General features: G+C 72.0%; 10 protein-coding genes. 1 reads left to right on the top strand and 9 read right to left on the bottom strand.

Annotation, left to right across the window (positions count from 1 at the left end; genetic code table 11):
• Positions 1-3: 3 nt before the first annotated feature.
• The 6 genes from ABZ098_RS05465 to ABZ098_RS05440 form a co-directional block, all read right to left on the bottom strand.
• A complete protein-coding gene (locus ABZ098_RS05465) occupies positions 4-1,350 on the bottom strand; it encodes a VWA domain-containing protein (protein WP_356587440.1) in 1,347 nt (448 codons plus the stop codon).
• Positions 1,351-1,450: 100 nt separating this feature from the next.
• Positions 1,451-2,773, bottom strand: coding sequence for a protein phosphatase 2C domain-containing protein (locus tag ABZ098_RS05460; RefSeq protein ID WP_356587438.1), 1,323 nt, complete (start codon positions 2,771-2,773; stop codon positions 1,451-1,453).
• Positions 2,774-5,278 carry a tetratricopeptide repeat protein gene (locus tag ABZ098_RS05455; protein ID WP_356587436.1) on the bottom strand — a complete coding sequence of 835 codons (2,505 nt, stop codon included), beginning with the start codon at positions 5,276-5,278 and terminating at the stop codon, positions 2,774-2,776.
• Entirely contained in the window at positions 5,275-6,609 is a 1,335-nt protein-coding gene (locus ABZ098_RS05450; RefSeq protein ID WP_356587434.1) for a hypothetical protein, read from the bottom strand. The genes ABZ098_RS05455 and ABZ098_RS05450 overlap by 4 nt, the downstream gene beginning before the upstream one ends.
• 57 nt (positions 6,610-6,666) lie before the next feature.
• Positions 6,667-7,734, bottom strand: coding sequence for a glutamate ABC transporter substrate-binding protein (locus ABZ098_RS05445; RefSeq protein WP_356587432.1), 1,068 nt, complete (start codon positions 7,732-7,734; stop codon positions 6,667-6,669).
• Positions 7,735-7,748: 14 nt separating this feature from the next.
• Positions 7,749-9,164, bottom strand: coding sequence for a hypothetical protein (locus tag ABZ098_RS05440; RefSeq protein ID WP_356587430.1), 1,416 nt, complete (start codon positions 9,162-9,164; stop codon positions 7,749-7,751).
• Between the two features lie 249 nt (positions 9,165-9,413).
• On the opposite strand from ABZ098_RS05440, the gene ABZ098_RS05435 reads away from it, so the two are divergent.
• Positions 9,414-10,007: a hypothetical protein gene (locus tag ABZ098_RS05435; RefSeq protein WP_356587428.1), complete on the top strand. Its 594-nt coding sequence runs from the start codon at positions 9,414-9,416 to the stop codon at positions 10,005-10,007.
• Here the strand turns inward: ABZ098_RS05435 and ABZ098_RS05430 are convergent.
• Genes ABZ098_RS05430 through ABZ098_RS05420 form a run of 3 tightly spaced genes read right to left on the bottom strand, consistent with a single transcriptional unit; the run spans position 9,995 to position 13,123 of the window.
• Positions 9,995-10,966 carry a BadF/BadG/BcrA/BcrD ATPase family protein gene (locus ABZ098_RS05430; RefSeq protein ID WP_356587426.1) on the bottom strand — a complete coding sequence of 324 codons (972 nt, stop codon included), beginning with the start codon at positions 10,964-10,966 and terminating at the stop codon, positions 9,995-9,997. The two genes, ABZ098_RS05435 and ABZ098_RS05430, sit on opposite strands and share 13 nt — an antisense overlap.
• Positions 10,957-12,222 (bottom strand): 6-phospho-beta-glucosidase, encoded by a 1,266-nt coding sequence (locus ABZ098_RS05425; protein ID WP_356587424.1) that lies wholly within the window; start codon positions 12,220-12,222, stop codon positions 10,957-10,959. The genes ABZ098_RS05430 and ABZ098_RS05425 overlap by 10 nt, the downstream gene beginning before the upstream one ends.
• 7 nt (positions 12,223-12,229) lie before the next feature.
• A complete protein-coding gene (locus ABZ098_RS05420) occupies positions 12,230-13,123 on the bottom strand; it encodes a carbohydrate ABC transporter permease (protein ID WP_356587422.1) in 894 nt (297 codons plus the stop codon).
• Positions 13,124-13,125: the final 2 nt, after the last annotated feature.

Raw genomic sequence — 13,125 nt, 5'->3', positions numbered from 1 at the left:
GGTCTACTTCTTTACACGAACAGTCTTTGTCGACCGTGTCTCGAGAGTCATCTCGTCGGCCTCCTCGACCTTCGCCTTCAGTCGCACAGTACCTGTCGTGGCGTCGACGACGTCGACCACCTTCGAAAGCAGTTTCGCAGTATCGGCGTTCCCGGAGTCGTTCGCGAGCTGAACCGCCCGGCCCAGTTTGGCCGTTGCTCCATCGAAATCGCCCGCTTTGCGGAGATCGAGCCCTTGTTGGATGGCCTGTGCCAGTTCGGCCTGGCCGGTGTAGTGGGCGACTTGGGGGTTGATCGACGTCGAGGCGACCATGTCGTCGGTCCACACGGCCCTGACGAGACCCTGGGCGCCCAGGTTCTGTGCGGTGCCGTCGGGCTGCGGGACCACCAGGGAGACCCGGGCGGCGAGCATCTCCTGGCCGATGTGCGCGGCCGGGACCTCGACGCAGACGTGGTAGTCACGGGACTCGTCTCCCCAGGAGCCGGTGGGGTAGTCCCCGGCGCGCGGACCGGCCTCGGCGCGGCGGTCGGTGAGCTCCTCGACGGTGGGCGCGACCTGCTTGACGAACTTGATGGTGGTGCCCACCGGCGTCCACACCCTCAGGGCCACGTCGGCGACCTCCTTGCCCATGGCCGTCTCCATCATCTGCGTGAAGTCGGCGGCGAGGGCGGCCGGGTCGGCCACGATGTCGGCGGTGCCGAGCAGGGCGGAGGCGATCCCTGTGACTTCTTTCACTTCCCAGTCGGTGCCCACGCCCCGGGCGTCGCAGGTGAAACGCCCCGCGCAGGCGTCGAGGGAGGCCTTGAGATCCTCCGGCGACTCGTGTTCGTTGCGCCCGTCGGTGAGCAGGATGCCGTGCCGTATGGCGACGTCCGCCGAGGACAGTAGGCGGTCGGCGAGGCGCAGCCAGGTCCCGATGGCCGTACCGCCGCCCGCGCTGAGCTTGCGCAGGGCCTGCTTGGCCTGGTCGCGGGTGGTGGCGTCGGCGACCGCGAGACGGCCGCCCCCCGGATACACCTCCCGCGCCACGTGGGTGCCGTCGATCACCGCGAAGTGCACACCGTCGCGCAGGGTGTCGATCGCGGCCGCCGTGGCGTCGCGGGCGTTGCGCATCTTGGTCGGCGGGTAGTCCATGGAACCCGAGCAGTCGACCATGAGCGCCACCGCCGCCGAGGGGCCCTGTCCCGGCGACCAGAGGTGCGGGGCGGCGACCGCGCTTCCCATCGTGCCGCCGCCGGTCGCGGTCACCGTGACGATCGCGTTGACCTCGCGGCCGCCCTCGGGCAGGTACTCGTTCTGGTAGACGTCCATCACGAACTGCGGCACGTTCGACTTCGAGAAATTGGCCACGCCTGCTCACATCCCCCTCAGGAACCCCACCTCCGTGGGGCGACGACTGATCGCGGACCGGTCCCCTCCGGCCCGCCGAGGCATCCCCGTTCGTGCGGCCTCAGGCCGATCCTGCCCCCTGCGGAGGGGTCGGGAACGGCACGACGGCCACTGTTACGTTGTCGTGGCCCCCGCCGTCCAGGGCGTGACCGACCAGCACCCGGGCGGTGTGCAGCGGGCGCGCGGCGGCGTCGGCCGGCACGGCCTGCGCCATCTCGTCGGCCGCCTCCGCGTAGTTCCACAGGCCGTCGGTGCACACCACCACCACACCGGGCCGGTCCGGCTTGAAGGAAGCGGTGTGCGGGTCGAGTTCGTAGGCGTCCGCGCCGAGCCAGCCGGTGATCGCGTGGGCGCGCTCGTCGGCGTACGCCTCGGCCTCGTTCATCAGGCCCGCGGCGACCATCTGCGCGGCCCAGGAGTCGTCCTCGGTGAGCCGGGCCGGAGGTGAACTGCGGTCCGTGGGCACCCAGTAGACGCGGCTATCGCCGACCCAGCCGACGACCAGCAGGCTCGGGGTGACCACCGAGCCCACGATCGTGCACGCGGGGGCGTTCTGGTGCGGCTGGTGCTCGCGGGCCGTGGCGGGTTCCCCGGCGAGCGAGTTGACCGCGCGGGACGCGGCGACGATCGCCTCGTGCATGGCCTGCTGGGGGTGCGTGCCCTGCGGCAGCGCGGCCAGCAGCGATTCGGCCGCGGCCCGGGAGGCGGCCAGGGAGGCGTCGTCGGGGCGGGTCGCGGAGGACACGCCGTCGCAGACGACCGCGAAGGTCGCGGGCTGTCCGTCGGGCAGCACGCTGGTGCCGAGGCTGAAGGCGTCCTCGTTGCGGTGGTGGCGCAGGCCGCGGTCGCTGACGGCGGCGATCGGACCGGCCTCCTGCTCCATGTGGTCGCGCTCACGCGGCTGGGCGTGCCCGCAGTTCTCGCAGTAGCCGTCGTCGTCGACCCGACCCGCGCGGCAGGCCACGCACACTTTGGTGCCCTCGGCGGGGGTCGGCGGCCCGGCGGCCACCCGCGGGTCGGGCGCCTGCAATGGGTACTCGTCGGGCTCCGGCGGCCGGTCGAAGCGCACACCGGAGGCGGGGGAGACCGGCGAACCGAGCACCGGCCCCGACTGGGGCGGCACGGGGGGCAGTTCGTGCTCGCCCGACGCGGAGGCCCGCAGGTCGCTCGGCAGATGGAGCTCCGCCGGAGGATGCGGTGCCGGTGGCCAGGGGCCGTCCGCAGGCGCGCCGTTCAGGGCGACGGTCGGGTGGTCGTCCGGCCGCGCCGGGACGGCGGACAGGTCGTATCCGCACGCACCGCAGAAACGGTCGCCCGACTCGAGGGGTTCCTCGCAGCTCGGGCACCTCGAAAGGGCGGTCTGCTGGGGCATCTGCGACATCAACTACACCCACGTCCGGGGGCGGTAACGGTTGGCTCGTTCCACCAGGTCGATCCTCTCCTTGCCGCCCTGCGCGAGCCGGGCCAGCGCGCGGTACGAACGCTCCAGGCCGAAGCGCAGTCCTCGCTCGTCCAGTCCGCTGCCGAGCAGTGCCCGTTCCCCGGGGGCGGGGGCGACGGAGTCCTGGCCACCGGAGAGTATCCAGTCCAGGGCCGCGCCCAGCACCTCGGCCGACAACTGCTCGCGACGCGCCGGATCCAGTCCGTACGCGTCCAGCGCCTCGACCTGCCCGGCGGCGGCGGTCAGGTCGTCCAGGAAGGGTACGTCGCCCGCGGTCGCCGTGCGTCCACGCAGCCGCGCGCGGACGGCCGCCACCCGGGCGCCGGTGTAGTGGATGGAGGACTCCGGCACCGACTCCAGCGTCCGCACCGCGCTCCGGCGGTCCCCGGTCGCGAGTTGCACGCGCGCGAGACCGAACGCGGCGCTCACATAACTGGGGTCCGTCGACCAGACCAGGCGGTAGTACTCGGCGGCGTTGTCGAGCTGGCCGAGGACCTCCGCGCACAGGCCGAGGGCGAGCTTGGGGGCGGGCTCGCCCGGGAAGGCGTCGTAGATCGCGTCGAAGGCGAGCGCGGCGGCCTCGTGGTCGCCGGTCACCAGCGCGGCCACGCCCCGGTACCAGACCACCCGCCAGTCGTCGGGCCGTTCGTCCTCCAGGCGCCGCAGCGCCTCGTCCGCGGTGTACGTGTCGCCGTTCTCCAGCCAGGCCCGCACCTGCCTGAGCCGTGACTCCGCCGACGGGGCCGGCGCGGCCGCGAGGGCGCCCAGCAGCTCGGCGGGCGCGGTGGTCATGAGCCCGGCGAGGAAACCGGCGTTGGGGTCGGAGGGGTCGACGTGGGGGACCGGGAGCGCGAGGGCGGCGACGGGAGCCTGGACGTCCTTGACGATGGCCCGGGTGGCGCCGACGACCGCGGTGCCGGCGGAAGCCGCGGTCGCCTTGCCGCGGGTCGGCACCACCCGGGCCCCCAGCCGCGACACCTCCCCGTCCAGCTTCGGGAACAACTCCGTGTCGGTGACCCGGACTTCGGGGCCGAACAGGGTCGACAGGGAGGGCCTGGCACGGCCCGTCTGAAGGGAGACGACCTCCCGCAGGACACCCGTGAGCTGCTCCGACATCTCCTGCGCGGAGGCGAAACGGCGGGCCGGGTCCGGGTCGGTCGCACGGACCAGCAGTCGGTAGAAGGACTCGTACCGGCGGAAGACCTCGATGTGGTCGGGGTCGGGCAGCGAGTCGACGAAGACGTTGGTGTAGCCCTGGAAGTCGAAGGTCAGCACGGCCAGGGTGCGGCCGACCGTGTACAGGTCGGAGGCGACCGACGGACCCACCTCGGCGACCTCGGGCGCCTGGTAGCCCACCGTGCCGTAGATGGCCGACTCCTCGTCGTCCATCCTGCGCACCGCGCCCATGTCGATCAGCTTGAGCTGGTCCTCGGTCTGGATGGCGTTGTCGACCTTGAAGTCGCAGTACAGGAGGTTGCGGCTGTGCAGGTGGCCGAGCGCCTCCAGGGCCTCGATGCCGTAGGCGCACGCCTGCTCCACCGGCAGCGGATCCCGCTTGCCGTCGGTCGACCGGCGGCCGTTGGCGATCTCCTTCAGCGACTTGCCGCCGACGTACTCCATGACGATGTAGCCGTCGAGCGAGCCGGTGCGCTGGTCGAGGTGCTCGACGAAGTTGTAGATCCGCACGATGTTGGAGTGCTCGATCTCCGCGAGGAAGCGCCGCTCGGAGATCGCCGCGGCCATCGCGTCCTGGTCGCCGGTGTCCAGCAGGCCCTTGAGCACCACCCAGCGGTCGGACACCGCGCGGTCCACGGCGAGGTAGACCCAGCCGAGACCGCCGTGCGCCAGACAGCCCGCGACCTCGTACTGGCCGTGCACGATGTCCCCGGACTTCAGCTTCGGCACGAACGAGTACGGGTGGCCGCACTTGGTGCAGAAACCCTCCGTGCGCCCGGGCCGCTCCCCGCGCGAACGCCCCACCGGGGCACCGCAGTCGGAGCGCGAGCAGAACCGCTTGCGCTCGGGCACCTCGGGGTTCTCCAGCACCATCTCGCGCGGGTCGGGCCGCGGCACCCCGGGCACCTCGACGAGCCCCGCGCCGAGCCGGCCGCGTCCGGTCGAACCGGCGGAGGAGCCGGAGCCGCGCACCGACACCGAACGGCCCGTGGACTTCCCGGAGACCGAGCGCGAGAGCCGCCCCGACACCGAGCGCCGCGACTTCGACGAGTGCGAGGACGTACGCGAGGAACCGCGGCCGGTGGAGCGCGAGACGCCGCTGCCCCGCGAGCCCCCGTCACCGGTGGTGCCGCTGGGCACCGAGCCGGCCCGGCCGGACCCCGCGACGACCGGCGCCAGGCCGCAGGTGTCGCAGTACAGCTCGCCGCCGCCCATGTCCTCGTAACGGCCCTCGCAGCCGGGCCGCTGGCAGGGCTGCTGTTCCTGACTCATGACGACGACTCCCCCCTACGGTCTTCGGGACCGCCCTGCTGCGACACCCGCGGGGCACTCAGCAGTTCGGCGGCCGCGTGCTGGTAGCGCAGCACGGCCTGTTCGGCGACCCGCAGGTCGCAGGGCGCGCTCCACAGCATCCGCCGGGCCGCGTCGTACCGCTCGATCAGGAACGGGTCCTCGGCCAGACCGTGCCGGGCGACCTTCGCCTTGTACGCGTCGAGCCGGCCGCGCAGCTCCGCGCGGACCGCGAGCGGGGCGGTGACCGCCGTCAACGACTCGCGGGCACGCAGCAGTTCGTCCTCCGCCTTCTGCTCCAACGACTCCAGGAGCGGGGACAGCCGATTCCACTGGGCGTGTCTGCGGTACTCGGCGGCCGTCGCCAACTGCTCCTGGAGCACGGTCGGCGGCCCGCTGACGACCGGCACCTCCGTGGCCGCGATCTTCGCGAGGACCTCGACGCGCGCGATACGGGCCTCGGCGAGCGTGCGGTCCGCGCGGGAGAGCACGTCCCGCAGCCTGACCAGCCGGGCCTCGGCGTCCTGGCGGACCGTGAGCACCGCGTCGATCTCCCGGCGCACCTCCTCCAGGGCGCGCGCCTCCCGGTCGTAGGCCGTGGTGTCCGGCTTTCCGCCGCCGGGAGCCGAACTGCCCTGCGCGCGCTGCCAGAAGGCCAGCGGATCCGAGATCACCTGCTCGCGCAGCGAGGTGAGGGTCCGGGTGATGCGCTCCAGGTCGTCCCCTGCCGGATGCTCCCCGGGGCGTACGCCGACGGAGTGCGCGAGCTGCCGGGTGCGCTGGAGTTCGGCGGACAGCAGGTCTATCCGCGCGGGCAGCGCCGACCACACCGCGTCGGCGGCGACGACCATGTCCAGGCTCGTCGCGTACAGCTCGTTCATCCGCTCCACGAGCGTCACCAGCGAGAACCGCTCGCTGAGCTTGCCCGAACTGCCGTGCAGGGTCGGCGCGTTGGCCGTGGCGGTCGCCGAGCCCGCGACCGTGACCGACTCGCCGCGCAGCAGCTCGGTCAGCTCCACCAGGTCCTCGCGACTGGACCAGCGGCGCCGGGAGCGGATCTCGCGGGCCGAGCGCAGCGCGTCCGAGTACGCGTCGAAGTACGCCCACAGCAGGGTGATCGACGCGTCGGCGGACTCCCAGCGCTCCTTGGTGACCCCGGTGAGGTCGGCGCCTTCGAGGAGCCTGCGGCCCGCGTGGTCCTGCAGGGCGAGGAGCGAGGTCTCGATCGCCTCGTGCTCCGCGCCGAGCCGCGCCAGCGCACGGTCCACCTCGTCCCGGTCCATCACCGGCCCAGGGGGTCCCGTGACGCCCATCGATCACCTCTCGCTGCTGAAGGGTTGCTGGGGGTGTTTTCTGTCCTGGACGGTCCGTCAGCTCTTGCGCAGGTACTTCGGTGGCGGCGGCTCCGACTTCGCCGAGCTCTTGTCCAGTGTGGCGGACAGCCACCTGTCGTACGACGCCTGCCAGCCGTCGGTGGTGTCCTTGCGGTAGTCCACCAGGATCTGGTTGACCCGGCGTACCAGATCGTGGGCGTCGCTCTTCATCGCCACGCCGTAGTACTCGGTGGTGAAGGGGGAGCCCTTCAGTTCGACCGTGGGGTCCTGGGCGGCCTGGCTGGCGGCGAGCGCGCCGTCGGTGACCACGGCGTCGACCTCGCCGAGCTGAAGCCTGACCAGGCAGTCGAGCTGGTTGGGTACCGTGCTCCTGATGTCGGCGGAGGCGACGAGGGTGCCCGCCTTCTTGTCCTCCTCCAGCTTGCTGTAGGCGGTCGAACCCTCCGCCGTGCAGATCTTCTTCTTCGCCAGAGTGCCGTCGTACCCCTTGACGGTGGAGGACTTCGGGGCGAGGACCTGCTGTCCCGTCTTGAAGTACGGTGCGGAGAACGCCACTTGGCCCACGCGCGTGCAGTTGATCGTCATCGTGCGGACCACCATGTCGACCCGGCCGTTCTGTATCGCCGGGATGCGCTGGTTGGTGGGGATCGCCTTGAACTGCACGGCGTTCGGGTCGCCGAGGATGTCCTGGGCGATCCGGTGCACCAGGTCGATGTCGAAGCCCTCCAGGTCGGCGTGCTCCCCGCCGTTGGGGTTGCGGTAGCCCCAGCGGTAGCTGTTCTGGTCGACGCCGACGATCAGCTTGCGCTTCTCGCCCTCGCGGGCCTTGATCTTGTCGATGGTCGGACCGTCAGCGCCCGACGGGGACAGCGTCTGCTCCTCCGGGTGCGCCTTGATCGCCGGGACGAGACAGGGATCGTCCTCGGCCGCCGCCCGCTCGGCACGGGTCAGGCCCGCACCGCCGGTACCCGTACTGCCGTCGCCGTGGGACCCGGCCAGGGGCAGCAGCAGGGCGAGGGAGAGCACCAGGGCGCAGACGGCCGCCATCGCCCCGACACCGCCCCAGCCCTTGAGACCGGCCCGCCCACGTCCGCGCATCCGCATCGTCACGCCCCCTCTCACCGGTACTCCGACAGCCTGCGCCCGATGCCGAGCACCGCGCCGGCCGCGCCCAGGACGGCCAGGACGGCGGCGCCCACCGACAGGCCGGTCATCGCGTCCAGCCCGTCACCGGCCGCCTGCCGGAACTCGGACTCCTCGTGCGTCAGGGCGAGGGAGAGGTTGTGGTCGACGCTGTCGAAGCACTCGCCCGTCGCGCCCTTGCCGCCGATGACCCGCTGCAGCGCCGCTTCGTAGTTGCCGTAGTCGTCCTGCTCGCGGGCCGCGGAGTGGCGCTCCTTCCACACCTTCATGTTGCCCTGGGCCGCGGTCACCGGCTTCTCGCCGCTGCTGTCGTCGGCGAGCTCCGACGCCTTCGCCAGGCCCTTGCCGAGGGCGTCCATGTCCTGGTTGAAGTCGTAGTCGTAGGCGTCGTAGGTGACGTCCTTGCCCTGGGCGTTCTTCTTGACGACCGTCTCCGCGCCGCGGGCCACCAGGGTGAGGTTCTCGTTGCCGCGCGCCTTCAGGGAGGCGATGCGGGCGTCGTGCAGCACGTTGAGCGAGCGGACCCCGTGGTCGTAGGAGTCGTCCAGGCCCGCGCGGGCGACGGTGTGACCGACGACCAGCCACAACAGCACCACCGTGGCCGTCGCGGTGGCCGCCACCAGGCCGTGGTTGAGGACCCGGTTGGTGCGCCGGTAGTTGCGGTGCTGGGCCCAGGCGAGTCCGGCGAGCGCCAGGACGCCGAGGCCGATCGCGGCCCACGGGTAGGGCGTGGCGTCGGCGTAGTCGGCGCGCAGCCGCTGGTTCTCGCTGGTGTAGAGGTTCTGCGCCTTCGGGAGCATCTCCTCCTGCATCTTCTCGTTGGCGTACCGCAGATACGCGCCGCCCACCGGGAAGCCCTGCCGGTTGTACGTACGGGCCTGCTCCACCAGGCCCTTGTACTCCGGCAGCAGGGTGTTGAGCTCGGCCACGGTCTTGGCGGCGCGGGAGTCCGGTTCGGAGTTCGAGGCGGCCCTGACCAGACCGGCCGCGGCCCGGTCGATGTCCTTCTCGTACCGGTCGCGTGAGCCGGCCGACTCCTGGCCGCCGGCGAGGAAGCCGCTGGAGGCCGTGGTGTTGGCGTCGGCCAGGTACAGGTATATGTCGGCGGCGGCGCTGCTGAGCGGCTGGCTCTTGTGGAGCACGTCGTCCGCGGCGGTGGCCCGTTCGTCGCTCTGCCAGGCGGTCACCGCGCCGAAGAGGACGACGAGCAGGGCGAGCGCCGCGCCGATGATGCGCAGCCGGCCCGGTTCGGTGGTGGCGGCCGCGCGCACCTGGTCGAAGCCCTCCGCGAAGGCCGTACGGCGGGCGGGTGCCCGGTCCGGCGCGGGGGCGGGCGGGGACGCCTGCGGGGCCGGGTCCGGCGGTCCCGGCTGCGGCGGTACGGCCGGCATCGTGGGCACCCCGGAACCCGGTGGTGCCGCACTGCTCTTCGGCGGGTGTGTCACCGTTTGACCTCCCCCATGGTCATCCCTCGCCGCAAGTATCGCTGCCGGGACCGACATCCGCACCGGGCTTCACTGGATCTTGATCGGATCGCAGCGGACTGCCTGCCGGCGGCTCCGCGTTCTGCACCACCCCTTGCCCATGAATACGCCGCCGGAATCGGTTCGGTTCCCCCGGGGGCGCGTAGGCTCGCCGTCGTGCGCGGGGTACGTGTGGTGATGATCGGCGGAACGTCCCATACCGGTAAGTCCACGGTCGCGGAGGAGGTCGCCGGGCGGCTCGGCTTCGAGCATCGCTCGACGGACCTGCTGGCGAGACACCCGGGGCGGCCCTGGCGCACGCCGGAGCGGGAGGTGCCGCCGCATGTGGCCGAGCACTACGCGACGCTCGGCGTCGACGAGTTGATCGACTCGGTCCTCGCCCACTACGAGCGACTGTGGCCCCGCATCGAGGAGCTGGTCGCAGAGCACGCCACCGGCGGACCGGGACTGGTCCTGGAGGGCTCCGCGCTCTGGCCGGAGCGGGTCGCCACGCTGGACGTCCCGCGCACGGCCGCCGTGTGGCTCACCGCCGGCGAGGACGTCGTACGCGCCCGGATCCGTGCGGGCGGGCGGTATGACGGGGCGTCGGCGGGGGAGCGCGCGCTGATGGACACGTTCCTGGCCCGCAGCGTGCGGTACCAGGAGCTCATGGTGGAGGCGGTCGACCGGTTGGGCCTGCCCCGCGTCGACGTCGAGGACGGCATGTCCGTCCCCGACGTGGCCGACGCGGTGCTCGCTCAGGCCTCGTAGTACGCCCGCACCCTCGCCTGGACCTCCGGGGGCGCCCCCGCCCGGTCCAGGCCGAGGAGCGCGGCGCCCAGGACCGGACTCGCCGTCACCACCCGGGGTACGGCCTTGGGGGCGCGGGCCGCCAGGAGTTCCCGTACGCCGTCGTCCAGTTGGGGGTGCCGGGCGGCCAGGACGCTGCCGCCGAGCAGGACCGGGGTCTCCTCGTCGAGGAGGTCGAGGCGGGTCAGGGCCACCGTCGCCATGGACACCACCTCGTCGGCCAGGCGGTCGACGAGCGAGCGGGCCACCGGGTCGCCGGCGGCGGCCGTGGCGAAGAGCACCGGGGTCAGCTCGTGACGGCGGACGGGGGCGATGTCCTCCAGGTGCAGGGCCTCGACGAGGGCGTACATCGACGGCAGCCGGAAGTGGGCGGGGAGCACGCGCGCGAGCTCGGTGTCGACACCCCGCCCGTCCTCCGCGCGGGCCGCGTGCCACAGCGCCTCCTCCGCGAGGCCCCAGCCACCGCCCCAGTCACCGGAGATCCGGCCGAGCGCGGGGAAGCGGGCGGTACGGCCGTCGGGCCGCATGCCGACGCAGTTGATGCCGGCGCCGCACACCACGGCGACCCCGCGCGGTTCGGTGACCCCGGCCCGCAGGATCGCGAAGGTGTCGTTGCGGACCACCACGTCCGGGCCCCACGCGCGCGTGTGCAGCGCGGCGGTCAACTGCCGCTCTTCCACCGGGAAGTCGGCGTTGGCGAGACAGGCCGAGACATGCTCGACCGAGGTCACCCCGGCGGCGGCGAAGGCCCGCCCCACCGCGTCGGCGACGGCGTCCACCGCCTTCTCGACGCCCACCACCGGCGGCCGGAACCCGCCGCCGCGGGCCGTGGCGAGGACGCTCCCGTCGGCCGCCACGACCGCGACATCGGTCTTGCTGTTGCCCGCGTCGACGGCGAGGACGCTTGCGGTCAGGCCCACGCGAGATGCTCCCGGTTGTGTGCGATCAGTCGGTCGGTGAGGCCCTCGGCGTACGCGTACTGGCCGACGAGGGGATGCGCCAGCAGCGCCTTGAAGACCCGGTCCCGGCCCCCGCGCAGGGCGGCCGTCAGCGCCAGGTCCTCGTACGCGGTGACGTTGGCCATCAGGCCCGCGAACAGCGGGTCCACGGCCGGTACCGCCAGCGGGGTCGGCCCCTTGGGGCCCACCGCCGCCTGCACCTCGATCACCGCGTCGTCGGGCAGGAAGGGCAGCGTGCCCCGGTTGAGGGTGTTGACCACCTGGTAGGGGCTGCCACCCCCGCCGAGCAGCCCGGCGGCCAGGTCCACCGCCGCCTCCGAGTAGTAGGCGCCGCCCCGCTTGGCCAGCAGCTCCGGCTTCTCGTCCAGGGCCGGGTCCCCGTACATCCGCAGCAACTCCTCCTCCATCGCCGCGACTTCGGCGGCCCGGGACGGCTTGGTGCCGAGCTCCCGCACGACCTCGTCGTGGGCGTAGAAGTAACGCAGGTAGTACGACGGGACCACGCCGAGCCGGTCAAGGAGCGGGCGCGGCAGGTGCAGGTCGCCGGCGATCGCCTCACCGTGCTCGGTGAGCAGCTTGGCCAGCACGTCCTCGCCCTCGGGGCCGCCGAGCCGTACCCCGGTCTCCCAGGTGAGGTGGTTGAGGCCCACGTGGTCGAGGTGGACGTCGGCGGGGGTGAGGCCGAGCAGCCCGGCGAACTTCCGCTGGAAGCCGATCGCCACGTTGCACAGCCCGACCGCCTTGTGCCCGGCCTGGAGCAGCGCGCGGGTCACGATCCCGACCGGGTTGGTGAAGTCGATGATCCAGGCGTCCGGGTTGGTGCGGCGGACCCGTTCGGCGATGTCGAGGACCACCGGGACCGTACGCAGCGCCTTGGCGAGGCCGCCCGCTCCGGTCGTCTCCTGGCCGACGCAGCCGCACTCCAACGGCCAGGTCTCGTCCTGCCGGCGGGCCGCCTGGCCGCCGACGCGCAGTTGCAGGAGCACGGCGTCGGCGCCGTCCACGCCCGCGTCCAGGTCGGACGTGGTGACGATACGGCCGTCATGGCCCTGCTTGGCGAAGATGCGCCGGGCGAGCCCGCCGACCAGCTCCAGCCGCTCGGCGGCCGGGTCGACGAGGACGAGTTCCTCGACGGGCAGGGTGTCGCGCAGACGGGCGAAGCCGTCGATGAGTTCGGGGGTGTAGGTCGATCCTCCGCCGACCACGGTGAGTTTCATGTGGAGTTCAACCCTTCACTCCGGTCAGGGTGACGCCCTCGACGAACGCCTTCTGCGCGAAGAAGAACACGAGGATCACGGGGGCCATGACCAGCACGGTCGCGGCCATGGTGAGGTTCCAGTCGGTGTGGTGCATGCCCTTGAAGGACTCCAGGCCGTAACTGAGCGTCCAGGCGTTCTGGTTCTCCGAGGCGTAGATCTGCGGGCCGAAGTAGTCGTTCCAGGCGTAGAAGAACTGGAAGAGCGCGACGGCCGCGATGCCGGGCCTGGCCATGGGGATCACGACCCGCAGCAGTGTGCGGAAGTCGCCGCAGCCGTCGACCTTGGCCGCGTCCACGTACTCGTTCGGGATCGTCATCAGGAACTGCCGGAGCAGGAAGATCGAGAACGCGTCCCCGAACGCCATCGGGATGATCAGCGGCCACAGCGTGCCGGACAGGTCGAGCTGCTTCGCCCAGAACAGGTACATCGGGATGATGACCACCTGGGGCGGCAGCATCATCATCGAGATCACCAGCATCAGGGACAGATTGCGGCCCCGGAAGCGGAACTTGGCGAGCGCGTACGCCACCGGGATCGACGACACGACTGTAAGGACTGTTCCCAGTCCCGCGTAGACCAGCGTGTTGCGCCACCAGGTCAGAAAGCCCGGGGTGTCGAAGACCCGCTTGTAGTTGCCCCATTCCCAGGTGTGCGGGATCAGATCCCGGCTGAGGGCCTGGGTGTCGCTCATCAGCGAGGTCAGGAACACGAACACGAAGGGCAGCGTGAAGAAGAGGGCGGCGGCGATGCCGAGGGAGTGGATCGCCACCCACTCCAGCAGGGCCCTGCGGCGAGCGGTGCGCTCTGCGGGCGAGGCCGGGGTGTTCAACTCCACCGGCCGGTCCAGTACTTGGGTCATGG

Source organism: Streptomyces sp. NPDC006335, from assembly GCF_040612795.1.
GTDB lineage: Bacteria > Actinomycetota > Actinomycetes > Streptomycetales > Streptomycetaceae > Streptomyces.
Note: the sequence above shows the minus strand (reverse complement) of the source record. Positions and strands in the feature narration are given on the sequence as shown.